The sequence below is a fragment of the Devosia sp. genome (assembly GCF_034675085.1).
Lineage (GTDB): Bacteria > Pseudomonadota > Alphaproteobacteria > Rhizobiales > Devosiaceae > Devosia.
This window is the reverse complement of record NZ_JAUCDN010000011.1, coordinates 1-25,654: the sequence shown is the minus strand read 5'-3', so window position 1 is coordinate 25,654 and position 25,654 is coordinate 1. Positions and strand designations below refer to the sequence as shown.

Genomic DNA, 25,654 nt, shown 5'->3' with positions numbered 1-25,654 from the left:
GTGCTGCTGGTCATCGGCTGCGGCTATGCCTGGCTCGCCTCGGCGGCGCGCGACATGTTCACCAGCCCCAGGGCCCTGGGCCGCCTCAACAAGACGGCAGGCGTCATGATGGCGACTGCGGCCGGCCTGGTCATCTGGCAGCACTGACCGGTCTCCGGCTTGCTTTCGGGCAAAGTCGGACATGCCCTGGCCTGGCATGATAGGCTGATCTTGCCTGCCTGTTCGTGTGGAGCGTTTCCTTGACGCAGTTTCTTCTCGCCCTTGCCTTCTTCATCGCGCTCCATTCCATCCCCGCCATCCCCGCACTCCGCCATAAGCTTATCGCACTGCTGACCCGGCGCGGCTATCTGGTGCTCTATTCCCTGGTCTCCATCGCCGCCTTGGGCTGGGTGTTCCATGCCGCCTTCAAGCTCGACTATGTGGAACTGTGGTCCCCTGCGGCCTGGCAGGCCTGGGTGCCGATCATCTTCACGCCCATCGCGCTTTTCCTGCTGATCGCGGGCCTTGTCAGCGCCAATCCCGCCTCCATCACCATGCGGCGGGGGGATGCCCGCCCCGGCGCCATCACCACCATTACCCGCCATCCCGCGCTGTGGGGGTTCCTGCTCTGGGCGCTGAGCCACGTCGTGGCCAATGGCGATCTGCGCAGCCTGTTGCTGTTCGGCGCCTTCGGCCTGTTCGCCATTTTCGGCATGGCCATGGCCGAGAAGCGCGACCGCTCGGGGATGAAGGCCACCACGTCCATTCTGCCTTTCGCCGCCATCCTGTCCGGCCGGACCAGCCTGCGCATCGATGCCGCCATGCTCATCGCGCTTGCGGCCACCATTCTGCTGACAGCCTGGCTGCTGGCAGGCGGCCATGGCGCCCTCTTCGGCGCCGATCCGCTGCTGATGACCACGATCTGAACCCTTGCTCTCTTCTCCTTGCCGTTCGAGGCAGACAGAGGAGAGATAAAACGATGAACCTGGTCCGCCGCGCCCCGGGTGCAGCAGCTTTGTTGCGGGGCTTTACAACCATCGCCACCCAGAAACCTCGTTTTCCCTTGTTCCCTCCTTCACATCACCGTAAATTTCCGCGGAGGAGAAACGCGTGAAAAGCAAAACGGCCACGTTGATTGAAGTCGCAAAGCTGGCCGGAGTCTCCACGGCCACGGTCAATCGGGTCCTCAAGCAGCAAGGCTACGTCTCCGAAGAGGCCCGCAGGAAAGTCGAGGCGGCGGTGGCCGCCACCAGCTATCGGCCCAATGTGGTGGCTCGCGGCCTGCGCACACGGCGCAGTTCCACCATCGGGCTGATGCTTACCGCCATCACGGTCAATCCCTTCTTCGTCGGCGTCGCCCATGCCGTGGAGGCGGCGGCCATTGCCGCAGGCTATCGCGTGGTGATCTTCAACCATGGCGGCCATGAGGATTACGAGCGCCACGGGGTAGAGGCCTTCATCGCCCAACGCGTCGATGCGGTGCTGTTTTGCACCGCCGCCAGCCCTCGAAACGTCGAAATCCTCGCCGCCGCCGGCATTCCCGCCATCGAGATCGAGCGCTCATCGACCCCTTCGGCCAGCTTCGTGCGCGTCGACAATTATGTGGGCGCCCGGGCGGCAATAGACCATCTGGTCGGGCTGGGCCACCAACGCATCGCCTTTGTCGGGGGCGACCCCGGCCTCTATCCCCAGGACGCAACCCGCAGGCGCTCGGTGGAGGAAGACAGGCTCGGCGCCTATCATGACGGCATGCGGGCCCATGGCCTAACACCCGATCCCGCCCATATCCGGCTCGGCCAATACTATGATCTGGCCAATGATGTTTCGGGCCGGGAGGGACGTCAGCATGCCGAAGCGCTCATGGAATTGGCGCACCCGCCCACCGCGATCTTTTCCACCTGCGACATCCTCGCCGTGGGTGTGCTGCAAGCGCTCTACAAGGCTGGCAAGCGCGTGCCCCAGGATATTTCTGTGGCCGGATTCGACGATACGCTTGCTGCGTATCTCGCCCCGCAGCTGACCACCGTCGCCCAGCCCGTCGCCGCGCTGGGAAGGCATGGATTCGACATGGCCCTCGCCGCGATCGAAAGCAGGGAAATGCCAAACGAAATCGTTCTCGCGACCCACCTTGTCATTCGCCAGTCAACCGGGCCGGCAGCGCCAACCGGGTCAAATTGACACAGCGGAAACCTCGTGTTAACGATTAAGTATGTCAACGATGACATATGCGCTTTTCGGGAAAAAAGCGCGGCTCGCAACGAACGAGTTCAATGGGAGGAATTTCATGCGGCACAGCTTGCTCGCGGCGACGGCGCTCGCCACTACGCTTTTTTCTGCCCCTGCCTTCGCCGAGACGGTGACCTTCTGGCAGTTCTCCACCAACCCCAATGACATTGCCGCCTGGGAAGGCATTATCGATGCCTTCGAGGCCAGCCATGAGGGTATCGATGTCGTCATGGAAATCGTGCCCTGGTCCGAGCAGCAGCAGCGGCTGGTGACCGCTCTGACCACGGGCGGGCTGCCCGATGTCTCCATGCTGGGCAACAATGTCGTCGCCCAGTTCCAGGCCATCGGCGCACTGGCTCCGCTCGATGACGCCTTCGCCGCCTATGATGCCGAGCACGGCACCAAGGTGGCCGACGACATCTGGCCCGGCGACAAGGGCTACTACAATCTGGGCGGCCATTGGTGGGCCTCGCCCATCGCTGTGGAAACCCGCGCTCTCTACTACCGCAAGGACCTTTTCGAAGCGGCCGGGCTGGACCCTGCCAAGCCGCCCCAGACCTGGGAAGAATTGCGGGCTACCGCCAAGACATTGACCGAGGGCACCCCCGACGGGGTTTACGGCATCGCGCTTTCGACCAGCCTCGACTATTTCACCGTCCACAACTTCATGAGCGCCTATCTCGGCTATGGCGCGCGCATGCTGGCGGAGGACGGCACCTGCGGCTTCGATACGCCTGAATTCCGCGCCGCGCTCGATGTCTATACCGGCATCGCGCTCGACGGCTCGACCCATCCGGACGCGGCCAGCATGGATGGCAACACCTTCCAGCGCGGGTTTCTCGACGGCCGCTACGGCATGATCCTCATGCATCCCAGTCTTTACCGGGATCTTCAGACCGAAAAGCCGGAATGGCTCGATTCCGTCGACATCGCCATGGTGCCCGCCGGCCCGGTCAACCGCTCGGGTTTCCTGGGAGGCTGGCCGCTGGTGATGTGGAACGCCTCGCAGGCCAAGGACGCGGCCGGCCAGTTCATCATGTTCGCCACCCATGGCGACGCCTTCAAGGACCTGGCGATAGCGGGTGGCTTCATTCCGGGCAGCATATCGCTGGCCCAGGGCGAGCCCTGGACGGCCTTCCCCTATCCGCTCTTCGTCGAGCAGCTTCAGGACGCTCGTCCCTATCAATATCCGAGCGAAGCCATCCCGCAGATGGGCCAGCTTGAGGTCGACACCATCCAGAAGGCCGTGCAGGCCGTGGCCCTGGGCCAGAAGGATATCGACCAGGCCACCACCGATCTCTGCGCGGACATCAACGCAGTGCTTGCCCGCTAAGGGCTGCCCCCGGGCGGTGTCAACCTCCCGCCGCCCGGGGATTTCTTTCTTTTTCCTGTGAAGGCCAGGCCATGACCTTTCCTGCATCAGAGAGCCTGCGGCGGCCATTCGGCGAAGTGGCCCTGCCCTACGCGCTGGTGATGCCGGCCGTGTTGGTGGCTCTGGCCATCGCGGTCCTGCCGCTGCTTTACGCGCTCTGGCTGTCGTTCCAGGATTGGTATCTGCTGCGCAATCCGCAACCCGTCTGGGGTGGGCTGGTGAATTTCCAGGCCCTCTTTGCCGATGCCGCCCTGTGGCGCGCCTTCGGGCGCACCTGGATCTGGACGTTGGGCACTGTCGCCGTCGAGGTCGCCCTGGCCTTGCCGCTGGCTCTGCTGCTCAACCGCGATACCCCCATCGCGCGCATGGCCTCGGCGCTGATCCTGCTGCCCTGGGTCATGCCCTTTGTCGTTCTGGGCTATGGCTGGCGCTTCCTGCTCGACAGCGAGGCAGGCCCGCTGCATCCGGTGTTCCAGTATCTCGGCCTGGCCGGCAATAGCTCCATTCTCAACGACCCGACCATGGCGCTGGTCATTATCATCTTCATTTCCGGCTGGAAGGGCATGCCCTTCATGGTCCTGGCCCTGCTGGCCGCGCTCAAATCCATTCCGAGCGAGCTTTACGAAGCCGCCGCAATGGATGGCGCAGGGCCCGTGCAACGCTTCACCAGCATCACCCTGCCCTCTATCCAGAACACCATGCTCATCATCGGGCTGGTGCTGGGCATTCTGGCTTTCTATAGTTTCGACCTGCCCTGGATCATGACACGGGGCGGCCCGCAGGATGCCACCACCATATTGGGCATCTCCATGTTCAAGGCGGTGTTCACCGATCTGCGCCCGGCCTATGCGGCGGCGATCAGCGTGGTGATGCTGGCCATTCTCGCCGTGGTCTCCTTCCTCTCTCTGCAATTGCGGAGGCGGAATTGACCAGCGACAACCGGCTGCGCGATATCGCGCTCGATATCCTGACCATCGCGCTCCTCGCGCTGGTCCTGCTGCCCATCATCTGGGTCTTTATCGCTTCCATCCGGCCCAACGCCGATATCATGACGCGCAGCCTCATCCCAACCCGCGTCACTTTCGACCACTTCGCCAATATCTTTTCGCGCAGCGATTTCCTCATTGCGCTGCGTAACAGCCTGCTGGTGGGCGCTATAGTGGCCCTCTGCACTGTCATCATCGCCGTTCCCGCCGCCTTCTCGCTCAGCCGCTTCACCTATCTGGGGCGTGATTTCATCGGCTTTCTCATCCTGGCGACGCAAATGCTGCCCGCCGTGGCGGTATTGGTGCCCATCGTGGTCATCATCCGTTCCCTGGGCCTCGCAAACACGCTGACGGCGCTGACCTTCACCCATTTGGCGCTGGGCCTGCCCATCGCCGTCTGGATGCTCAAGGGCTATATCGATGCAGTGCCGCGCGAACTCGAGGAGGCATCGATCATCGATGGCAGCTCGCAGATCGGCGCCATGGTTCGTATAACCCTGCCCTTGATCCGCCCCGCCGTGGTGGCGGTGGGCACCTTCGCCTTCGTGCTCTCCTGGGGCGAGTTCATTCTGGCACTGGCCCTCATCACCAGCGCCGAGGTCAAGACACTGCCCCTGGCGCTGCAAAACCTGTTCGATCCCTATTCCTTCAGCTGGGGCGTGGTCATGGCCGGCGGTGTTGTCATTGCGGCCCCAACCGTCCTGCTCTTCCTTCTCTTCCGCAATCAACTCGTCGGCGGGTTGACCGCTGGCGGCATCAAAGGGTGACGATCTTGTCGCTGACGACCCAATCGCTCTATTTCACCGGGCCCCGCGCCGTTGAAGTCCGTTCTGAAACGCTGGATGGCCCCGGCACCGGCCAGGTTCTGCTCGATCTTCTGGTGTCCGGCATCAGCGCCGGCACCGAACTCAACGTCTTCCGCGGCCTGGCGCCGCAATGGCGCCAATCCATGGACCCCAGGACGCGTCTCTTTTCCGATGCGCATGGTTCGGACTGGACCTGGCCGGCGCGCTATGGCTACGCCGCCGTAGGGCGGGTGGCCGAGCTCGGCACACAGGTCGAGAATTTGCGCAAGGGCGACCTCGTCTTCGCCTATGTGCCCCATGGACGCCACGCTGTTGTCAATGAGAATGCCGTCGTGCCGCTGGGCGATCTCGACGACGCGGAAATCGGCGTCTTCTATGCCAATCTCAACACCGCCTATAATGGCGTTCTGGACGCCAATATCCCGCTGGGCGCCGATGTGGTGGTGAGCGGCCTTGGCGTAATCGGCCAGCTTGTCACCCGCCTGCTGGCCCGCAATGGCGCCCGCCAGATCATCGCCGTGGATGGCATTGAGCCGCGCCGCAATGCGGCCCTTGCCGGCGGAGCAAGCCTGGCCCTCAACCCGTTCGACGGCCCGGTGGCCGAGCGCGTTCGCGACCTTACCGAAGGACGTGGCGCCGATGTGGTGATCGAGGTTTCCGGCGCGGCTCCGGCCCTCAACGAAGCCATCCGCACTGCCGGCTTCAATGGCACGGTCGTGGCTATGTCCTGGTATGGCGGCACCTTCGAGAGCCTCAGCCTTTCGGGTGAATTCCACCATAACCGCCCCCGCATCCTCTCTTCGCAGGTGGGCACGGTGAACCCGTTCCTGGGCCCACTATGGTCGGTCGGGCGGCGCGGCAGGATCGCTCGCGAATATCTGTCCGCACTGGCGCCCGACCTCAAGGGCTTCATTACCCACCGCGTACCCCTCGCCGAAGCCGCGCGCGGCTACAGCCTGCTCGACCAGGGCTCGCCCGAGGTGATGCAGGTTCTGATCGACTATCGCTAACTCGAACGCCCGGTCAAAATATGAAACTCTCCGCCTGCATTGAATGGCTGTTCTCAGACGCCAGCGACGATTTTGCCGAACGCATCAGGCTGGCCAAGGCGGCCGGGCTTGATGCCGTGGAGTTCTGGTTCTGGTCCAACAAGGACCTCGACGCCATTGCGGCCGCTTTGGACGAGACGGGCCTGCCCCTGAGCGGCTTCGTCGCCGAACCGATGATCGCACTCACCGATCCGGCCAATCATTCGGCATTCCTCGCCGGTCTCAAGACCTCGATGCAAACCGCACAACGGCTGGGCGCCAGGGTGCTGATCGCGCAGGCGGGCGACGATCTTCCGGGCCGGACGCGGGAGGAGCAGCATGCCGCCCTGGTCGAGTGCCTCAAGGCCGCCGCCGGGATATTGGAGGGAAGCGGAGTGAGGCTGGGCGTCGAGCCGCTCAACACGCTCATCGATCACAAGGGCTACTATCTTTCCTCCACACGGGAAGCGCTCAACATCATCGACGAGGTCGGCCGCCCTGAGATCGGCATCGTCTACGACCTCTACCACTCCTATGTCATGGGCGAGAAAATCGAGGAGGTACTGAAAGACCGCGTTTCGCGAGTATTGCATGCTCACGTCGCCGACCATCCGGGCCGCAACGATCCGGGCCATGGCAAAATCAACCTCGGCAAGCGCCTCGCCTGGCTCTACGACAACGGCTATTCGGGCGCCGTAGGCCTCGAATATCGCCCGGATGGCTCCACCGCCGATGCGCTGCAAAAGGTCCGCGCCACTCTCAACGACACCACCGGCTGACGGAGCGCTTGCCCATGTCCGACATCAAGGTCACCCACCTTCACAAGAATTATGGCTCGGTGGAGGTTCTCAAGGATATCAATCTCGATATCCGTTCGGGCGAATTCGTGATCTTCGTCGGCCCCTCCGGCTGCGGCAAGTCCACCCTGCTGCGTTGCATTTCAGGTCTGGAAAGCATTACCTCCGGCATACTCGAAATCGACGGCCGGGTGATGAACCGCATTCCCGCCAGCAGGCGCGGCATCGCCATGGTGTTCCAGTCCTATGCGCTTTATCCGCATATGAGCGTGCGCGAAAACATGGCCTATTCCATGAAGCTGCGCCGCGCTCCGCGCGCCGAAATCGCGGCCCATGTGGCCGAAGCCGCCCGCAAGCTGCAATTGGAGCCCTATCTCGATCGCTATCCGCGCGAACTTTCCGGCGGCCAGCGTCAGCGTGTCGCCATCGGCCGGGCCATCGTGCGCAATCCCAAGGTCTTCCTTTTCGATGAGCCCCTTTCCAACCTGGACGCCGCGCTGCGCGTGGCCACGCGGCTGGAAATCGCCCGGCTCAAGGCGGACCTGCCCGAAACCACCATGATCTATGTCACTCATGATCAGGTCGAGGCCATGACGCTGGCCGACCGCATCGTCGTGCTCAATGCCGGGCGGGTCGAGCAGATGGGCACGCCGGTCGAACTTTATGAGCAACCGCAATCGCTCTTCGTCGCCCGCTTCATCGGATCTCCACAGATGAACCTCATCGGAGGCGACATCGCCGCCGCGCTGGGCGCCCACACCATCGGCATCCGCCCGGAGGACATGACACTGGGTGCCGGACCGCATGAAGGCAAGGTGACCCATATCGAATATCTGGGTGCAGACACCTTCGTCTATATCGAGGACCATCCACCACATCTGCTGACTATACGGCTCGCCGGCCAGCCAGCACCGGCCGTAGGCGAAACCATTCGGTTCGACTTCAACGCAGACAAGGCTCATAAATTCGGCGCCGACGGCCAGAGATTGCCCTGAACCTCTATTGGCTTCGCGTCGACCGTAAGGATCAGCCCTGCGCTTTCAGCTCGCGCTGCGCGCAAATGGCGTCGGCGACCCGATCCAGCCTCGGATAACTGCCCCCTGCGCCTATGGCGACATACCCTGGGCACTGATGGGCCGGGGCAGCCTTGGAGACCTTTCCCAGCGTCAAGGGTCGGTAGCTGCCGCCGGCGTTGCGCAATATCAGAATAGCGGCGGTGACATCCCAGGGATTCACCCCAAAGCCGGCTGCGGCATCGCACCATCCCGCCGCAACATGGGCCAATGTCAGCGCCGCACTTCCCGGCCGGCGCAGGGTGGAGAAGGTTTCCGCCAGGTCACCGAAATGGGCAAGCGCCGCTGCCTTGCCGTCCAGTCGGAAATCGCGCGCCACGGGGTAGCCGGTGATAAGGGTGGCGTGAGCCTCATTGGCGATGGCACGCGAACGGATCGCCTCGCCATTGAGCCAGACGCCTTTCCGGTCGGCGGAAAACATGTGGTCGGCGATGGGGTCATAAACGGCGCCGGCAACAATCTCCCCATCCACGACCGCACCGATGGAAACGCACCAGAAAGCCAGGCCCCGCGCAAAATTGGATGTGCCATCGATCGGATCCACATACCAATGGACGCGCCCCTGCCCCACGCTGCCGCCCTCTTCACCCAGAAGGGTCGAATCTGGCGCTTCTGCAAGGATGTAATCGCGGATGATCGCTTCGCTCTGCTTGTCGTGAACCGTCACGACATCATGCAGGTCCACCTTGTAGTCCACCGCCATATTGGAACGAAACGCATCCCTGAGCGCCGGACCAACTTTAAGGGCCGCCTTTTTGGCGATGTCCATCAGGCGGGTCGATTCCTCAACGCGTTCGTCTTTCAGCGGATCCAAAAGCACAATCATCCCCCATTCGTATCTGTCATGGCCCTTGGCAGGAACCAAAGAAGCTGGCGGCCCCAACTGAGGGGCCGCCTCGTTGTTATTTTTTGTAATTGATGGTCCAGAAATCCTGCCAATCCTGGCGGGTTTCCCAGTCGTCCAGGCCCGTGGACGCATCATAGGGAAAGAGAGCATCAAGATGGGCGGCGAGGCCCGACGGCTCGCTATCGGGGATCTTCACGTCCGAATTGGTGGAAATCTTGCCATCCGCCACCTGCGGCGCAATGCCTTCCTCGGTGAGGATGTAGTGGATGAACAGCCTTGCAGCACTCGGGCTATCCGTTTTTGTCGCCATCAGGCCCAGCTTGGTGTAGGTCCAGCCGGCCCAGGGCGTCATCTCTGCACAGAGGCCGAGCTTGTACCCCTTGTCCGCATTATCGCGGAACTTGGCCGAGCTGAGCATGCCAAAAAAGGGCTCGGCCTGCCCCGGGGCCCCCACAGCCTCAGCAACCGGGTCATCTCCATCAGTTACCAGCGGCGCGTTGCCAGCGAAGGCCTTGAGCCATTGCTTGGTGGCGCTTTCAGTGCTGGTATCCAGATCAGCCCCGAAATGCGCCTTATAGGCTGCCGCGATCTCGGCGTCGGCATGCGTTTCCAACTGGTTGAACCAGTCCGTATACGTGCCCTTGGTCAGCGGATCGACAAAGGCGACCTTGGCCCGCCATTCCGGCTCGGTCAGTTGCCACAGATTGGTCACCGGGCAGCTCTCGTAGACCTCGGTATTGTAGGCCCACACGTTGGCGTTGGTCGAAATCGCCAGGGGATTGCGGAACATCGGCGGGATCTTGTCGGCCAGGTCGGGCGGCATCCAGCTTTCGACGAAACCGTTCGGCAGCAACTGCGCCAGGGCCGCCGGCGTGTCGGTAATCAGCGCCACATCGCCAATCACATTATTGGCCTGGCTCTCCCGGATAATCATTTCCAGCTGGCTGTTGGCGGAGACCTTCTGGCCGATGGCCTTGACGCCATATTTGGCTTCGAAATTGGCCGCCATGTCGACGATCTTGCCGGTGCTGTCATAGATCGTGAGTGGCGGCTCGGCCTTGGCCGCTGCGATCATCGCATCCAGATCAAGCGTTTGCGCCATTGCCGGCACCGACACCAGGCAGGCGGCGACCGACACCTGCAATGCGCGAATATATACCCTCTTCAATTCCCATCCTCCTCATGGCTGCGCCGCTTCCTCATGCGACGTCGGGACCAAATGCAGAAATCTTTGGCTTATTGGTTCTGCATGGCCCGGAGAATGAACCTTATTGCAATTGATTGCAATAGAGCGTCCATCAGATGGAATTTACAAAAATTCATCTATATCAGTATATTAACAGAACTCCGCCAAAAAAATTACACACTAAAACGCCGAGGCTATGCAACCCATTGCATAAAAATCTGTGACCAGATCGTTGCATCGCGCGCTCTTCCACGCCCAAGCATCAACACTGCCGAGGTTATTTCGCCTTGAGATCGCGCAGGCGGCTCTCGTCGATCAGGCCGAATTCTTCCAGTATCGGATAGGCGACCGACATCAGATGCGCATTGACCTGCTTGAGGTCCCTTAACAGGTCCAAATGGATGGAACTCGTCTCGAGGCTCTCCATGCGCCCCTCACGCATGCGGGCGATGTGCAGGTCGGACGATCGCGCCTCGAGCTTGCGAATTTCAATCTTGTGAACCAGCAACCGCCTGGCGATATCGGGATCGCGCGACATGAAAATGGCTTGAGCCATTTGCAGGTTTTCCTGCGTGTATATGAAGAACTCCGAGATTTCCGCCAACCCTTCCTTGGACATGGAGAGTTTCTTGCGAGCCTTCTTTGCTGCAATTTCCGCCAATCCACGCTTGATGATGTCCCCCACATGTTCGAGATTGATGGCGTAGGAAATGACTTCATCCGCCCGGCGGGCATCGTCCTGCTCCAGATCGAAGCGGCTGAGACGCGCAACGTAAAGCTTGATCGCCTCATGCAGCCTGTCCACGTCCGCCTCCAGCCGCGCCACCTGCGCATACGGCGCCTCGTCTGCCTCCTGAAGCGAGATAAGCGCCTGATCCAGCATGGCCCCGATCAGATCGCCCATGCGCAAAGTCTCGCGCGCGGCCACGGCGATGGCCATGTCGGGCGCCGACATCAGTCCTTCATCCAGATAGGTCTCGGAATCGCCGCCCGGCCCGGCGCGGTCGGGCAGCAGCACTTCAGCCAACTTCGTCAGGGGGCCGAGCAGGGGCAAGAATAGCGCCAGCAGCACGGCGCTGAATCCCAGATGGGCCGAAGCCACGAAAGCTGCTGGATTGGGCGCAACAAGCGCCAGAACGGCGGAAAGCGGCTGGGCGAAAACCAGCACCACCAGCGCACCAGATGCCCGCACCAGCAGATTGCCCAGCGTAAGGCGGCGCGCCGGCAAGCCTTCCGCGCGAACCGCCAGATAGGGCGGAATCGCTCCTCCGAGATTGGCGCCGGCAACCAGCCAGAGCGCCAGCACCGGCTCCACCACGCCCGCGGCAGCCAGCATCATCACCAGAATGACGACGGCGAGTGAAGAGGACGCCACCACCGCCAGGCCAGCAGACAGCAACAGGGCAAACACCGGAGCATCGCCCAGAGCCGAAAGCACGGTAATCACGGTTTCGGATTCCCTCAGCGGCTCGGTCGCATTTCCCAGCAATTGCAGGGCGAGCAGCATCAGGCCGAGGCCGATGATCGCCCTGCCGAGATTGCGGTTGCGACTGCCATGCGAGGAAGAGAACAGCACCACGCCGACAAACAGAAAGCCGCTGCCGACCCAGTGAATATCGGCGGACAGAATCAGGGCGACGACAGCGGTTCCAAAATTGGCACCCAGCATCATGGCCTGGGCAGGCCGAAGGCGGATAATGTCACGCGAGGTGAAGGACGCAATGATGACGGCCGTGGCCGTGCTCGATTGCAGGCCGAGGGTGACGAGAAAACCCCAGAAGGCTGCCAGAAAGCGATTTGCGGTGCTGCGCCCGAGCCGTTGCCGCAGCGCTGCGCCATAGGCGCGCAGGACACCTGTCTTGATCATGCGCAGGCCCCAGAGAAGCAAGGCCGCTGCCCCAAGCAGGTCGACAAGTCTTATGGTGGATTCCAAAATCCCGCCCTCGCTTTCGACGATTTGCACTAATCGGAGGCGGAGGGTGACATGCATTGCACAGCTTTGCAATACAATCCCGATCATGTTAGAACCAACAGCAGTCCGCCGACTGCTTCACGGACGGGACTTTCTTGTATTTTCAGCGGTTCCGCTGAAGCATTCCGGATAGGCAGAGCCATGACTCTCCGGTAACGAGTTGACGGAAATTTGTGCAACGGCTCAGCCGGCGCAGGAGAAACAGACATGTCCAAGCCCAAGACGAAGACGCGAAAAGCCTCGGTCAGCGCCGACAAGGTCGCCGAACTCGCCGGCGTGTCCCGTTCAGCCGTTTCCCGCGCCTTCACCGACGGCGCTAGCGTGTCACCCGAGACCCGAGCCAAGGTTCTCGCGGCCGCGGCTCAATTGGGTTATCACGTCAATCATCTGGCGCGCGGTCTGCTGTGGCATCGCACGGGTATTGTCTGCCTGATCGTCGCCGAAATGCAGGCACCGTTCCAGGCCTCCATGGTCGAGGTCATCACCCGCCGCCTTCAGGCCATCGGCAAGGTCGTGATGGTTCTCAACACTTCCGGCCAGGCCGACAGCGTGGAATCGGCGCTACGGCAGACCCTGAACTATCGCGCCGATGCCACGGTATTCATCTCCGGCACGCCGCCCGCCTCCCTGGTCAATACATGCCTGGAAAACGGTCAACGCGTCATTCTCATCAATCGCGCCGACCCTATCGTCGGCCCCGAATTCATTTCGGTCGAGAACGAGACAGCCGCGCTCGAGGCCTGCCTCATGCTCAAGCGGGCAGGATGCCAAAGGGTGGCGGTGGTCAGCTCCACCGCAGGCACACCGGGGCTCGCGAGCCGCGAACGGACCTTTCTGGAGGCGGCTGCGGAAAACGGGCTGGAGGCCTGCGTTTCCCGGGCCGGTCCCACGGGATACAAGACCGGTGCCGATAGCGCCCGCCAGTTGCTGGCCACCTCACGACGGCCCGAGGGCGTATTTTGCGTGACGGACCTGCTCGCCCTCGGCTTCATGGATGTGGCGCGCCTCGAATTCCGCATGAGCATCCCCCAGGACCTATGCGTCATCGGTTTTGACGATATCCCCGAATCCAACTGGCTGGGTTACGAATTGACCACCTTCCGCCAGCCTTTGCAGGGAATCGCCGATCAGATCGCTTCCATCGTGGAAAAGGAAGATGGCGAGCCGGGCGCTCCAGCGATTCTTCCAACGCAGGTGGTATGGAGAAAGACCGTTCGCCCCTAGATCATTTCACCGTTTAGTAGAAACGCTGAAATGATCTAAGCCTTTGTTTTATCGCGTTTCCGAACCGCAAAACCGTTTCCACTTTTGCTGGAAACGCTCTCGGCCCCAAGGCTAGGAAAGTGCAACCACGTCCCTGGAAGGCAGGATGGTAAAATCGCCATTGGGCAGCCGGTTTATGTAGATCGCCAGCAACTCCACCACCACCGCCATGCGGGCCGCAACCCCCTCCAGGCCCGCAGGCAGCAGGCGCGAGCAGAGCTCCTGATAAAGCGCGAAGCGCTCGGCGGATATATCGGCGAGAGCCAAGCGCCCGGCCTTGCGCAGCCGATACCAGTCCTCAACAAAGGAAACGAGCGGGAAGTCTGCCGCCCATTCGATATCGAGACCCAGCAAAGCGATCAGATCCGCCATCGAGGACAATGCGACAAAGGCCGCCATATCCTGTGGCCATTCATGCGCCAGATATCGGTGCTGCACCAAAGAACGCAGGTGGTGGTCGAGAAACCGGCCATGATCTTCCGCCATGGCGATCGGCGGCGGGGGCTTTCCCTGCGCCGCCGCCTCGCGGCGATAAAGAGCAAAGGCGGCGTCATATCCTTCTGCCTCGCGCAGGGGCATGGTGCGGATATGGACCGCGCCTGCGTCGAGATCGACAATCTTGATGGCCGCGCCATAGCCGACGGGTGATGACACCGCAATATTGAAGAAAGCCCCGGCCGCCGAGTGATAACGGGCTGTATCATTGACATGCAGATGACCCGAAAAATGCAACGACAGCCCGGCCCGAGCGAGCGCTTCGGCGATGGCGGGTCGAGGCATGCGAGCGGCCAGCCCCGTCTTTCCGAAAACGGGAATTTCCGTTCTGGTACTGCCGCCCAGGACATCGAGGGGCGGATAATGGGAAAACGCCACCAGCTCTTTCCCCTGCGTCCGGGCGCGCCGCGTCACATCCGCCAGCCAGGGTAGGAGATGCGCACGATGCCGCAAGACGGCATCCCAGCCCACTTTGCTGGGATCATAAAATTGCTCGGGATCCGCCGGATCGCTCCAGTCGTCGCGCGGCACGCAAACATTGGCATCGAGGGACAAAACCCAAAGCCCCGCCACGGGCTCGACGAGATAGGAGGCATCGATCATCCGGCAAATAGCTTTCCCACCTGGACTCGACACCGGATAGGTTCTGGCGTCCCAGTCAGGATCGACGCCGAAAGGGCTTTCCCAATGCAGATCGGCGGGATCGGGCGTAAAACCCAGTCCGGAGAGCAGGCCCAGGCCCTCCCCCGTTCCCAGGGTTGCCGCCTCCGAGCAGGTCCGGCTGTCCACGACCACGCCCTCTCCGCCATCGGCGAGAAAAGTCTTGCTTTGCGGCCGCCCGAAAATGGCAAAGAAATCATGGTTGCCGGGCGTCGCCAGCACGCGCAGTCCATATCGGGCTCGATAGTCGGCAATGATGGCCAGCGCGGCCGCAATATTGGGGCGCTGCCCGTCATCGGTCAGGTCTCCCACCAGCAGAACCAGCCTGACGCCTGCCTCCACGGCAACATCCAGCGCCGCCTTGAATGCGGGAACGCTCTCATTGAAAACCCGGGTGGATTTTTCCGTCTCCGCCAGACTGCGTACAGCTTGACGCAGGCCTGAGCCCGAAGGGGCCCAGGCGCAATCATGCACATGCGGATCGGCTATGACGGCGAAACGGATCAAGCGCCGGCTCCGGCAAGCTCCTTTTCCGCGCTACGATCCGCCTCGATCAGATGCACCCAATGGGCGGTGCGTTCCGCAGCCGCAATCAACATGGGCTTGGGGGTCTCGTGCCATTCATCGGGCCGCAGTTCCCGCTTTTCTCGCACATGATCCAGCGCATCGGGGAGGCGCGGAAATTGCCCCGGAAGATGCAGGTGCAGAAACAGGGCCGCCAGCACAACCGAACGCGACCGCCCCGCACGGCAATTGACCAGAACATGGCCACGCTGCCTCGTAGGATAGCTGGGCCGCTCCGGCAGCACCTGATCCAGGGCGCCGCGCAATTGGTAATATCCAGCCAGCATCATGGTGTCGGGATTTCCCGGGCCATCGACAATGCCCAGTTTGTAGTAGCGAATGGGGGCTGCACCATAGCCGACCCGGCTGTCATGGGAGACCTCGTCCGGCTCCGCCACATAGTTGAAATCGAGATTGACGGCACAGTTGAGCACGGTGGAGATGCCATTCTCGAGAAGAAGGGGAACATCGGAAGCGCCCTCCCTGCCCCCCACATAGAGGTCGACACCATAGCCGGGCAGATTTTCATATACCTTGCTGATATGGGGCCTGTCGTAGCGTGGCGTCACTTTCTGGCTCATGCTGTCCTCTTTTGCTGCAATCCCGTGTCAGGCAGGAAATCCTGCCCATCCTGAAGGGCGATCCCAGTCGCCGCCGACATGATTTCGGCAACGCCGGGAGCCGCCGCAAGCACTCCCGCCCCATCGGCAAGCCCGCCGGCAGAAAGGAAGGGGCCTGTCACGCCACCCGCCTCCTTGACCATCAGCAGGCCGGCAAGGCAGTCCCAGGGGTTCATGTGCAGCTCGGCATAGGCATCGCTGCGCCCATCGGCAACATAGGCCAGCCCGAGCGCTCCGCAGGAAGAACGCCGCACATTGGTCCCCGCTTCGAATAGCGACTGCACCGCCGACACATAGCTGGCGAGCGGCCGGCGGTTGGACCAGCCCATCTCCACCGAGGAGGACGAGACGTCCTCCACACCCGACACGCTTATGGGCTGGCCGTTCAGTGTCGCCCCTTGCGCGGCCCGGGCAAAATAATAGTCGTTCAGAACCGGATTGGCGATGGCGCCCAATTGGACCACGCCATTGGCGACAAAGGCGATGGAAATGCAGAAATGCGGAATGGAGCGGGCGAAATTCGCCGTGCCATCGATGGGATCGACAACCCAGACCTGCTCGCCCGGCGCGCCGCCGCCCTCCTCGCCCAGAAACCCGTCTTCGGGAAATGCCTGTGCGATGCGCTCGCGCAGGAAATCTTCGACTTGGCCATCGGTCTCGGTGAGATAATCCTGCGGCCCTTTAAGGCTGACAGCCGCGCCGCTCTGACGGCGGAACCCCTCAAGAGCGAGAACAGCGGCCTCCCGGATCAAACTCGCCAGAAATTTTTCACGGCCATCGAGCGCAAGCGCATCAAGTGTCATTTTGGAGATTCCTTATTGCCGTTACCTTGCCCAATATTGCAAAGCTGTGCAACCTAATTTTGCAGAGATTTGTGCGGATTCCGATGAGGCGAGTGCAATTAAGCACAAGACGCGATCGCCGCTTGTGGCACGGGCCTTTTTTTCATTGGTATAAGTAGGGAAAAGACAGGGCGCGAACGGAGAATTCCCCGTCCGCGATAATCTGTCAGCGCGAGTAATGAATGCGCCAGAAATCCTGCCAATCCTGGCGGGTTTCCCAGTCGTCCAGCCCAGTGGCGGGGTTATAATGAAGGACTTCATCGAGATGGGCGCCCACGCCAGAGGGCTCATCATCGGGCAAGCCCACCGTCGTATTGGACGACACTTTTCCATCCTGCGCCTGCGGCGCGATGCCTTCGGCGGTCATTGCGTAATGCATGAACAGCCTGGCGGCATTGGGGCTGTTGGTGCCTTTGACGATGACGCCGACAGTCGCATTGCTGAAGCCGATGATCGGGTCCATGCCGGCACAGAGCCCGAGAGTGAAACCTGCCCCTTCATTGTCCCGGAACTTGGCCGCCGAGACCAGCCCGACAAAGGGCTCGGTCTGTCCCGGCGCCGCAACCGCCTCGGCCGCGGAGGAATCCGAATCCGTCAATAGCGGACCATTGCTGGCCAGAGCCGCGACGAAGGCTTCGGTGGCGCTTTCGAACTCGCTTTCCAGCGGCTTGCCGTAACGGGCTTCATAGGCTGCCTTTATCTTGTCATCGGCGTAGCTGCGCATCTGGTTGAACCAGTCGGTGTAACTGGGTTTGCCCAGCGGGTCCTGCATCGACACCCGGCCCTTCCACTCGGGCTCGGTCAACTGCCAGATATTGCTGATCGGGCAGGTCTCGAACAGATTGGTGTTGTAGGTGAAGATGTTGGGGCTGGACACCACCAGCAGCGGGTCGCGCGCCTCGGGCAGGATATCCGCCTCCAGGTCGGGCGGCACCCAACTCTCGACGAATCCCGCAGGCAGCAACTGCCCGATCACCGCCGCCGGATCGGAAATCAGCGATACGTCGGTCTGCACGTTCCCCGAACGGACTTCGCGAATGATCGTTTCCATCTGCGCCGTCGCCTTGGACTTGGTGCCCGTCGCCTCGATGCCATATTTGGCGGCAAATCCCTCGGCCATGTCCACGATTTTGCCGGTGCTGTCATAGATGGTGAGGGGTGGCTCCGATTTTGCGGCCTCGATCAGCGCCTCAAGATCGAAATCCTGCGCCAGAACTCCCCCCGACACCAAAAGGGCAAGCGCCGTCCCGGTGACAATACTGCGTAGTTTCATACTCTCCTCCTTGAAAAGCCGGCGCGGACCTTCCTCATTGATCCGCGCCGGAGAACCGATCAGCGCGTCAGGCTCATGCGCCAGATATCCTGCCAATCCTGCCGGGCATCGATGTCGGACGTCGCGCTAGCCGTGTTCCAGACCATCATCTGATCCATGACATCGCCCACGCCCGAAGGCTCATCATCAGGCAAGCCGATGCGCGGATCGGACGGCACCTTGCCGTCGATGCGCTGCGCCTCGATGCCTTCATCGGTCAGCAGGTAGTAAATGAAGAGCTTTGCCGTGTTGGGCGCGGGCGTACCGGTGGCGATGACGCCCAGACCGGGATAGAGCCACCCCGAAAAGGGCTGCATTTCCGTGCAAATGGCCAGCTTGAAGCCCTTGCTTTCATTATCGCGGAATTTTGCGGTCGAAAGCATGCCGAAGAAGGGCTGCTCCTGCCCCGGCGCGCCGATGGCCTCGGCGACAACGCTGCTGTCCCCGATCAGGGGGCTATTGGCGGCGAATGCCTTGACCCAGGCCTGGGTGGCGCTTTCGCCCGCGCCGTCGAACGGCTTGCCATAATTGGCCTCATAGGCCGCCGCCACGGCCGCGTCGTGATGCTCGGCCAACTGGTTAAACCAGTCGGCGTAGGCCGGCTTGTCCAGCGGGTCCATCAGCGTGACGCGCCGTGACCATTCGGCATCGGTCAACTGCCAGATATTGGAGATGGGGCAAGCCTCGTAGGCTTCCGAATTATACGCCCACACATGAGGATCCGAAACCACGACTAGCGGGTCACGGGCAGATTCGGGCAGGTATGGCGCGATGTCCTGTGGAACCCAGCTCTCCACCACGCCCTGGCTGAGCAGATCGGCAATGATGACCGAGGCATCCGAGGCCAGCGACACCGAGCCGGTGACGTTGCCAGCCTGATGCTCCCGGATCAGGAGATCGATCTGCCCGGATTCGTTGACCTTCTTGCCGGTGACCTGCAAACCGTATTTGAGACTGAACGCCTCCGCGGTTTCCACGATCTTGCCGGTCACGGCATAGACTGTGGTCGGCGGCTCGGCCCGGGCCGCTTCGATCAGCCCATCCAACTCGCTCGTCTGGGCAAAGGCTGCCCCAGAGATCATGGCGAGCGCCAGGCTGGTTAGAACGCATTTATGCAAGGTAAATCCTCCTCAATGAAATGATTGGAGCAGCCGGTGCCTCAGGCGCCTTTCACGGCCGCCACCCCGCTGGCTGCGCGGTGCAATGCCTCATCGGCGCCGTCCAGTCGCTTGCCAGCCTTGTCGAACACATGCAGGGCCGTAGGACGGGCATGAAACCAGACCTGCTCGCCTCCAGTCATGCTGGGAGCCTCCGTCGTGGTCGCGAAAATGATCCGTCCCTCAACCTTGAGCTCGATGATCCAACTGCCCCCTGTGGGCAGGATGCCCCCCACTTCCGCGGCGTGGCGGAAACTGCCCTGGGGAATGGCGGCCTCGCTGGCCGAAAAGGACATGGCCTCGGGTCGGATGCCCACCGAACCCATTTCACTGCGCGTCCCCAATCTGGGGCGCAGCCATTCGTGGACAGCGGTATCGAGCACATGTCCGGCGCCGATTTCCAGGATATTGATCGGCGGGCTACCCACGAATTCGGCGACGAAGCGGTTGGCAGGGCGGTCATAGATGTCATTGGGCGCGCCAAGCTGCTGAAGCGTGCCCTCATTCATCACCGCGATGGAGGTGGCCAGCGTCATCGCTTCCCACTGATCGTGGGTTACGAAGACGATTGTGGTCTTGAATTCAGCGTGAATGCGCTTCAACTCGGCCCGCATTTCAAGGCGCAGACGCGCATCCAGATTAGAAAGCGGCTCATCGAGCAGCAATACGCCGGGATTGACCGCAAGCATGCGCGCCAGCGCCACGCGCTGCTGCTGGCCGCCCGAGAGTTGGGACGGATAGCGATCGCGATATTTTTCGATATCGAGCGCCCTCATCACCTTGGCGACCCGCTCTTCCCGTTCCGCCTTGGGCATCTTGCGCAGGCGCAGGCCGAAATCGGTATTGCGCTCGATCGTCAGATGCGGCCAGAGCGCATAGGACTGGAAAACCAGGCCCATGCCTCGTTTTTCGGGGCCGATGAATTGTGCCCTGGCGGGGCTGTCCACCACTTTCTCGCCGACGGCAATTTCCCCGTCTGTCAGGTTTTCGAGCCCCGCAATCATGCGCAGCGTAGTGGTCTTGCCGCAGCCCGAAGGGCCAAGCAGGCACATGAACTCGCCATCACCGATATGCAGGTTGAGGTCGCTTACGGCCTTGGGAGAATTCGCACTATAGGATTTCTGGACATTGCTCAAAACGATATCGGGCATCAGCTTCCCAGTCCTTCGGCCAGGTTGGTGCGGGTCAGTTTCTGCGCCAGCAGCGTTCCGCCATAGGCCAGACCCGCGATGATGAGGACGACCGCGTTGGCGGCCTGCGTGTAGTTGTAGTCGACAAGGCGCAGCGAGAAGGTCGTGAGCACGTCGGTCGCCGGCACCGCCAGCACGACGAAGAGCGACAATCCCTTGATGCCCGAGATGAACGGCAACAGGATGCCTGTGACCAGAGAGCCCTTCTGGATGGGAATGACCACCCACAACATGCGCCGGAACCAGCTCGCGCCGATGATCTGCGCCGCTTCTTCGGGATCCTTGCCCAATTGCATCATCGCGGAGATGCCGGCGCGCGAGGCATAGGGCATCTGGTCCGCCATCAGGGCCAGGATGAGGATCAGCGACGTGCCATAGAGCGCCGGAACCGGGCCGCGCGGCACCGCAAACAGCGACAGATAGGCCGCCGCGAAGGCGATGCCCGGCACGAGATAGGGCATGAAAGTGATCTGTCGCATGAAGAAGGACAGCGATTTCAGGTTCGAGCGCACCACCACATAACCGGTCAGAATACCCAGGACGCCCGAACAGATAGACGCCGTGCCCACGATGACGATGGTATTGAGCGCGGCCTGCCAAAGATCGGGGCTGAGCAGAATGCCAGTGCGCATCGCCACAGTCGGCAGATCCTGCCCGATCCAGAAATCAAGCGTAAAATTGGACCATTCGAAATTGCCCGGCCGCCGCATGATCGTGGACAGGGCGAGCGTCAACAGGGGCAGCCCGACGGAAATGATGAAGATGCCGGCAGCGAAGCCCGTAGCAGGCAGGCGCCATTTCTTCAGCCGCGAAATGCGGTTCATCGAGCCCTTCGAGCCGACCGTCACGAAGCGGCGCGCCTCCCGTGCAAGATAGCCGTCCACCAGGATGGCCAGGACGCCGATCAGCATGATGGCACCAGCGAGAACCCCCGCGACGCCGGTCTGGCGCGAGCTGAGGGAGCGATAGAGCGAGGTGGCCAGCACATCGAACTTCACCGGTAGCCCGAGCACATAGGGGACACCGAATTCACCCAGGCATTTCGCAAAGATCAGCACCACCGCCGACATGAGCGCGGGGCGCATCAGGGGCATGATGACCTGCCAGGCGACAACGCGGCCGGGCGCACCCAGAATGCGGGCGGAATCTTCCAATTGGCTGTCGAAGCGGCGCAAGGCGGAGCCGAACAGCAGAATGACGAAAGGCGTATAGTGCAGCGCCAGGATGATGGTGATGGGCACCTGCCCATAAGCCAGCCAGTCCGGCGGCGTCAGCCCGATCGCCTCGAGCCAGCCCGGCTGGCCACCCACGGTGCGATTCTTGAACAGCGTCGTCCAGGCCAGCGCAAAGGTCCAGGCCGGAAGCATATAGGGAACGATAAGGGCCGTGGCGAACCAGCGCCGGCCGAAGAGATCGGTGCGCGCGACCAGCCAGGCCAATACCCCGCCGACGGCCACCGAGATGATGATGGCGCCGAAGGCCACCTTGAGCGTATTGAACAGCGGCTCCCAGAACAGATCGAACGCCACCGGCGAGGTGAAGGCGCGCTGGAGATAATAGAGGGTATGCGTGCCCGCTTCTGCCTGCGTGCGGCGCTCGTCGCCGAATTGCACGGTAGCCGCATCGCTCAGGATCGAAATGATCGGAACCGCGATGAGATAGATGAACAGCGCGGCCATCACCAGGCCGATCAGCGTGGCCGGCTCGCGCATCGCCAGTTTCAGCCTATAGCGCCATCGGCTCCCACCGAGCGTTGGAACCGCGGTCGCGTCATGCTGGCTCATGGATTTCCCCACAACAAATCTCTATGCGAAAGAGCAGGTGCATCGCAAAGCTGTGCAATACCGCCTCCCCTTCAGGCGCCATGCTGCGCCTTTTGCTCCTCTCGACAGAGGCAGGCATTCTCTCTACGCCTTCCATCGATCCTCAAGAGCAATAATTGATTAAGGGGCAAGGCCTGTCAACAGACATTGCAAAGCATTGCACACAAGAGCCAAAGGCGACTGAAAAGTCCATGGCAGCTGCGGAAACGCTCTGAAGGATGGGCAGGAGCGCCCGACGGGACAAGTCCCGGAGCGGGCTTTGTCATAAATTTCTGTCAGGACCGATAAATCCTGAGTCGAAAAAGCCCTTTGAATTCAATGACGGCAGGAAAATTCTGAGTCAACGCCACAGGCAACTCTGAGTCGATCCTCAGCGCGCGACCAGCAATCATGAGTCGATAATTGACGTTTTTACAGGCAAATCCGAGTCGATGAATGCGAAGCCGCGCTCACCAAAAAAATGGCCGGGCGAATGCCCAGCCATACAATAGAACGCAGTGATTTCAGTCAATCGTCTTGTCGTCGATCTCTGCCCCCTAAGCGGCTGTGGGCAACGGCGCGACGATATCCAGCACGAGCTCGACTTCGGCACGATCAAAGACAAGGTGCTGCCTTTCGCGAAGTTCGTGCTTGGGACTTACCCCGTACTTCGCGAGCGTGCTGCGGACCAGCCGGTTCGGCAGGCCGAGACGTCGACCAATCTCGTTGGTGAACATCCATCCGCTTGCCACCTTGAAAACGTCCTCCCGACGGATTGACACCTGCCCTTTCCCGTCGACTGGGAGAAGCTTCCGGGATACCAGCAGGCCGATCATCGCTTCAGTCACCCCGAGCAAGACCGACGCTTCCATATGCGTCAGCAGACCGTGGTCGCTAACGGCAACATCGGAACGCTCACTGACGGCTTCCACCACGACGTCGAAATGGCGCGCGGCCAAGGACGTCATCGTGCCGGTCAGGCGACCACTGATGCGATGCACCGGGATCGACCCATCCTTGACCTTGGCTATCAGCGTCGACCACGGCTTCGGCCCAGGAGGTAGCCTGTAGACGGCCTTGCTGAGTCGAATGTAGGTAGGCGGCGGAGCGCCGGGCACTACTTTTGCCTCCAGTTCGCGCACCAGTGCATCGACGCTGGCCCGGGAGTAGTACTCCTTGCCGACAGCAAGCATGAGCACGGGACCCTGAATGGTCTCGACCAGACCGGCTGCCGCCAGTTCCGCCATAGCGCCATTAGGCAGACCCAGGCGGATGGCCGCGGAACTGGCCGCCTCCATGTCCAACCGCTGTGCGGAGATAGCCTTGATCTGCTCCCGCTCGAACAAGGGGGGCGAATTCTTCGAGCCGATATTGCGAATGACGCGCACCTCCGGATGCTCGGCCAATCGCTTGAAGAGCTTCGTTCGGATGCCGAATTCCTTCCCCGCTGCGTAAGCGGTCAGAAGGTCCGACCTATTTCGATATGCCCCCTTTCGCACAGTCGGCAAGGTCCCTGCGGTCATGGCCATGTCGTCCTCGATCGCCTTCCGCACCGCGGCACGCAAGTCGAGCGGCAGCGACCGATCGGTGGTGAGGGCATAGAGAGAACCGATCTCCTTCTTGACGCCGTAGTGGCCGTCACGCCCGTCCGCCTCTGCCCGCGCCTCCCCGCACAGCCTATGGAATCCCTCGGGCCAGGTGAGGACGACGCGACCAGCCCGAGCGAGGACGTCCGGCTGGATGCGGTCGAACATCTCGCGGCTCCCTGGTTTGGCGACGGAGGTGACCGACCGCTTCGGATCCTGGGTCATGGCGCTCGCGATCGAGATCACGAACTCGAACAGGGAGCCGCGATCCGCCGCCATGTCGGGGTGCAGTGCCGGAGCGAACGCTGCCCTGACGATAGAGTCGGGATCGACCAAGCTGGTGACGAAGCGAAGGGCGTCCATGTCCACAACCTCGACCTTTTCCTGCGGCCAATCCCGCAGATCGACCTTCGACCTGACGAAGCCATGCTCGTCCACGCGGTCGCAACGGTCGCAAAACGCAAGATCCCGCACGCGCACCCAGCCGAGCGTCGTCCCGCAGACCGGGCATTCCGAGATCAACCGCTCTCCGGTGCCAGGATCGAAGCAGAACGCACGGATCTGCCAAGCGGCCTTGTGGTAACCGCATGCAGCAAGGGTGCCGGGTGCGACACGGCGTACGGTCACCTCGCGGTGGATCATGCGTATGTCGGCACCGAAGAAGCGAATCCATCCCGCGCGTGCCGATCTTTCGAGGAAGAGCGGCGCGAGATCCTCGGGGCGGCACCCGATATGATCGGCGAGCGATATGTTGAGATCGGGCGCCGAAGCGATGGACTCGGCTCGGGACTTGTAGCCGAGAGGGATGAGTACTTCGCTCAGGAGATCGTAGCCCATGAGGTTGCCCGCCCGGGCGACAACGCCCGGGAGATGCTCGTCGGGGTGGGGCACGAGAGAGAGGGGAAGGGTCATGCTGTCACCAGCCTGGCGTCGCCCTCGCGCTTGAAGGGATTGGTCTTCACGATCCCGCGGGGAATCGCGAAGGTGTCGACGGCCTTGGACAGATGCTCGCGGGTGACGGTCTCGGCTTTGGCCTTGGCGGCGTGCATACAGGCCTTGGCGACGATGCGGCATGCGATGCCCAGACGCCCCAGAGAAGCCTCGTGCAAGGCCGCAGGGATATCAGCATGGAGGAAATCGGCTCGCTCTGAGAACAATCCCTCTTTGGCCAGATGGATACCGAGGCGCCCGACGAAATCCTGGAACACTCGACGCTCCTCCGGGTCCTCCCAGCAAAGTTCCCCGAAGTCGATCTCCTCGTGGCAGCGCAGGGCGAGCTGGATGTCGTCGAGCAGATAGGGACGTGCTTCGTCGATGCCGACGAAGAGCATCGGCACGACCCCGCGGATCAGCATGGCTTTCAAGGTGTCTGTGACCTCTGAGGTGCGCGAACGCTCGATCGAGCGCAGGTCCGCATCCTCAGACGTGCGGTGCTTGGAGACCGCCAAGTGCTGAATCTCGTCAATGACGAGCAGTTCCACGCCGAGCGTGGACAGGAGATCGTAGACACGGCGGAGCATCAGGTTTTTCGACCCCCGGGCCGAGCGGGGATCGCCGAGCGCGGCCAGGATGTCGGCGCAGAGCGAACGAGGAGTCGCGCCGCCTTCGAGCGTGACGTGGACGACGAGTTTCTGGAGGCGGATCTGTTCGTCGAGCGGAAGATCGGCTGGAACCAGCCCCCGGGCAATAGCCTCCGGCACCGCGACTTTTTCCTGGTAGTTCTTGACCGCCGTCGACTTCCCGACGTGGCTGGGCGCGAAAAGCGTCGCAAAATACTTCGGCTCGTTGTCCGTGGTGGTGTCGCGAAGGTCGTCGCAAACCTCGTTGACGATCTCGAGTGTTGAATGCCACCGAGATCTGACCCTCTAGGGGCAGAAGTTTTCACTGAGAA

At 61.8% G+C, this 25,654-nt stretch carries 21 protein-coding genes; 9 read left to right on the top strand and 12 right to left on the bottom strand.

Going from position 1 to position 25,654, the window contains the following annotated elements:
* Positions 1-239 precede the first annotated feature (239 nt).
* The 8 genes from VDP82_RS01770 (at position 240) to VDP82_RS01735 (ending at position 8,189) form a co-directional block, all read left to right on the top strand.
* Positions 240-905: an NnrU family protein gene (locus tag VDP82_RS01770; RefSeq protein WP_323013113.1), complete on the top strand. Its 666-nt coding sequence runs from the start codon at positions 240-242 to the stop codon at positions 903-905.
* A 184-nt stretch (positions 906-1,089) separates the two neighbouring features.
* Positions 1,090-2,157: a LacI family DNA-binding transcriptional regulator gene (locus VDP82_RS01765; RefSeq protein WP_323013112.1), complete on the top strand. Its 1,068-nt coding sequence runs from the start codon at positions 1,090-1,092 to the stop codon at positions 2,155-2,157.
* A gap of 106 nt (positions 2,158-2,263) precedes the next feature.
* Positions 2,264-3,538, top strand: coding sequence for a sugar ABC transporter substrate-binding protein (locus VDP82_RS01760; RefSeq protein WP_323013111.1), 1,275 nt, complete (start codon positions 2,264-2,266; stop codon positions 3,536-3,538).
* 71 nt (positions 3,539-3,609) lie between these two features.
* Positions 3,610-4,506 (top strand): sugar ABC transporter permease, encoded by an 897-nt coding sequence (locus tag VDP82_RS01755; protein ID WP_323013110.1) that lies wholly within the window; start codon positions 3,610-3,612, stop codon positions 4,504-4,506.
* A complete protein-coding gene (locus tag VDP82_RS01750; RefSeq protein WP_323013109.1) occupies positions 4,503-5,330 on the top strand; it encodes a carbohydrate ABC transporter permease in 828 nt (275 codons plus the stop codon). Before VDP82_RS01755 ends, VDP82_RS01750 begins: the two co-directional genes overlap by 4 nt.
* Positions 5,331-5,335: 5 nt before the next feature.
* Positions 5,336-6,379: a zinc-binding dehydrogenase gene (locus VDP82_RS01745; protein ID WP_323013108.1), complete on the top strand. Its 1,044-nt coding sequence runs from the start codon at positions 5,336-5,338 to the stop codon at positions 6,377-6,379.
* A 20-nt stretch (positions 6,380-6,399) separates the two neighbouring features.
* Positions 6,400-7,176: a hydroxypyruvate isomerase family protein gene (locus VDP82_RS01740; RefSeq protein ID WP_323013107.1), complete on the top strand. Its 777-nt coding sequence runs from the start codon at positions 6,400-6,402 to the stop codon at positions 7,174-7,176.
* A gap of 14 nt (positions 7,177-7,190) precedes the next feature.
* Positions 7,191-8,189, top strand: coding sequence for an ABC transporter ATP-binding protein (locus VDP82_RS01735; RefSeq protein WP_323013106.1), 999 nt, complete (start codon positions 7,191-7,193; stop codon positions 8,187-8,189).
* Between the two features lie 31 nt (positions 8,190-8,220).
* On the opposite strand, the gene VDP82_RS01730 is transcribed toward VDP82_RS01735, so the two are convergent.
* The 3 genes from VDP82_RS01730 to VDP82_RS01720 form a co-directional block, all read right to left on the bottom strand.
* The gene (locus tag VDP82_RS01730; protein ID WP_323013116.1) at positions 8,221-9,093 is read right to left on the bottom strand and encodes an inositol monophosphatase family protein; all 873 of its coding nucleotides are present in this window, start codon (positions 9,091-9,093) and stop codon (positions 8,221-8,223) included.
* Positions 9,094-9,169: 76 nt separating this feature from the next.
* Entirely contained in the window at positions 9,170-10,216 is a 1,047-nt protein-coding gene (locus VDP82_RS01725; RefSeq protein ID WP_323013115.1) for an ABC transporter substrate-binding protein, read from the bottom strand.
* A gap of 361 nt (positions 10,217-10,577) precedes the next feature.
* Positions 10,578-12,290, bottom strand: coding sequence for a Na/Pi cotransporter family protein (locus VDP82_RS01720; protein ID WP_323013105.1), 1,713 nt, complete (start codon positions 12,288-12,290; stop codon positions 10,578-10,580).
* 189 nt (positions 12,291-12,479) lie between these two features.
* Here VDP82_RS01720 and VDP82_RS01715 point away from each other — a divergent pair, with 189 nt between their 5' ends.
* Positions 12,480-13,496, top strand: coding sequence for a substrate-binding domain-containing protein (locus VDP82_RS01715; protein WP_323013104.1), 1,017 nt, complete (start codon positions 12,480-12,482; stop codon positions 13,494-13,496).
* Between the two features lie 111 nt (positions 13,497-13,607).
* On the opposite strand, the gene VDP82_RS01710 is transcribed toward VDP82_RS01715, so the two are convergent.
* The 9 genes from VDP82_RS01710 to VDP82_RS01670 form a co-directional block, all read right to left on the bottom strand.
* The gene (locus VDP82_RS01710) at positions 13,608-15,197 is read right to left on the bottom strand and encodes a metallophosphoesterase family protein (RefSeq protein ID WP_323013103.1); all 1,590 of its coding nucleotides are present in this window, start codon (positions 15,195-15,197) and stop codon (positions 13,608-13,610) included.
* Positions 15,194-15,835: a protein phosphatase gene (locus VDP82_RS01705; protein WP_323013102.1), complete on the bottom strand. Its 642-nt coding sequence runs from the start codon at positions 15,833-15,835 to the stop codon at positions 15,194-15,196. Before VDP82_RS01705 ends, VDP82_RS01710 begins: the two co-directional genes overlap by 4 nt.
* Positions 15,832-16,677 (bottom strand): inositol monophosphatase family protein, encoded by an 846-nt coding sequence (locus VDP82_RS01700; protein WP_323013101.1) that lies wholly within the window; start codon positions 16,675-16,677, stop codon positions 15,832-15,834. Before VDP82_RS01700 ends, VDP82_RS01705 begins: the two co-directional genes overlap by 4 nt.
* 205 nt (positions 16,678-16,882) lie before the next feature.
* Entirely contained in the window at positions 16,883-17,989 is a 1,107-nt protein-coding gene (locus tag VDP82_RS01695) for an ABC transporter substrate-binding protein (protein WP_323013100.1), read from the bottom strand.
* Positions 17,990-18,048: 59 nt separating this feature from the next.
* Positions 18,049-19,146 (bottom strand): ABC transporter substrate-binding protein, encoded by a 1,098-nt coding sequence (locus VDP82_RS01690; protein WP_323013099.1) that lies wholly within the window; start codon positions 19,144-19,146, stop codon positions 18,049-18,051.
* 41 nt (positions 19,147-19,187) lie between these two features.
* The gene (locus VDP82_RS01685; RefSeq protein ID WP_323013098.1) at positions 19,188-20,336 is read right to left on the bottom strand and encodes an ABC transporter ATP-binding protein; all 1,149 of its coding nucleotides are present in this window, start codon (positions 20,334-20,336) and stop codon (positions 19,188-19,190) included.
* Entirely contained in the window at positions 20,336-22,159 is a 1,824-nt protein-coding gene (locus tag VDP82_RS01680; protein ID WP_323013097.1) for an iron ABC transporter permease, read from the bottom strand. Before VDP82_RS01680 ends, VDP82_RS01685 begins: the two co-directional genes overlap by 1 nt.
* Positions 22,160-22,734: 575 nt before the next feature.
* A complete protein-coding gene (locus VDP82_RS01675; protein ID WP_323013096.1) occupies positions 22,735-24,675 on the bottom strand; it encodes a hypothetical protein in 1,941 nt (646 codons plus the stop codon).
* Positions 24,672-25,595: an ATP-binding protein gene (locus tag VDP82_RS01670; protein ID WP_323013114.1), complete on the bottom strand. Its 924-nt coding sequence runs from the start codon at positions 25,593-25,595 to the stop codon at positions 24,672-24,674. The genes VDP82_RS01675 and VDP82_RS01670 overlap by 4 nt, the downstream gene beginning before the upstream one ends.
* Positions 25,596-25,654: the final 59 nt, after the last annotated feature.

Bases quoted from the DNA above. Each gene is read 5' to 3' on its own strand.
- VDP82_RS01760 (WP_323013111.1), top strand. From the start codon at position 2,264: ATGCGGCACAGCTTGCTCGCGGCGACGGCGCTCGCCACTACGCTTTTT.
- VDP82_RS01755 (WP_323013110.1), top strand. From the start codon at position 3,610: ATGACCTTTCCTGCATCAGAGAGCCTGCGGCGGCCATTCGGCGAAGTG.
- VDP82_RS01740 (WP_323013107.1), top strand. From the start codon at position 6,400: ATGAAACTCTCCGCCTGCATTGAATGGCTGTTCTCAGACGCCAGCGAC.
- VDP82_RS01735 (WP_323013106.1), top strand. From the start codon at position 7,191: ATGTCCGACATCAAGGTCACCCACCTTCACAAGAATTATGGCTCGGTG.
- VDP82_RS01730 (WP_323013116.1), bottom strand. From the start codon at position 9,093: ATGATTGTGCTTTTGGATCCGCTGAAAGACGAACGCGTTGAGGAATCG.
- VDP82_RS01725 (WP_323013115.1), bottom strand. From the start codon at position 10,216: ATGGCGCAAACGCTTGATCTGGATGCGATGATCGCAGCGGCCAAGGCC.
- VDP82_RS01720 (WP_323013105.1), bottom strand. From the start codon at position 12,290: ATGCATGTCACCCTCCGCCTCCGATTAGTGCAAATCGTCGAAAGCGAG.
- VDP82_RS01715 (WP_323013104.1), top strand. From the start codon at position 12,480: ATGTCCAAGCCCAAGACGAAGACGCGAAAAGCCTCGGTCAGCGCCGAC.
- VDP82_RS01705 (WP_323013102.1), bottom strand. From the start codon at position 15,835: ATGAGCCAGAAAGTGACGCCACGCTACGACAGGCCCCATATCAGCAAG.
- VDP82_RS01700 (WP_323013101.1), bottom strand. From the start codon at position 16,677: ATGACACTTGATGCGCTTGCGCTCGATGGCCGTGAAAAATTTCTGGCG.
- VDP82_RS01695 (WP_323013100.1), bottom strand. From the start codon at position 17,989: ATGAAACTACGCAGTATTGTCACCGGGACGGCGCTTGCCCTTTTGGTG.
- VDP82_RS01685 (WP_323013098.1), bottom strand. From the start codon at position 20,336: ATGCCCGATATCGTTTTGAGCAATGTCCAGAAATCCTATAGTGCGAAT.
- VDP82_RS01680 (WP_323013097.1), bottom strand. From the start codon at position 22,159: ATGAGCCAGCATGACGCGACCGCGGTTCCAACGCTCGGTGGGAGCCGA.
- VDP82_RS01675 (WP_323013096.1), bottom strand. From the start codon at position 24,675: ATGACCCTTCCCCTCTCTCTCGTGCCCCACCCCGACGAGCATCTCCCG.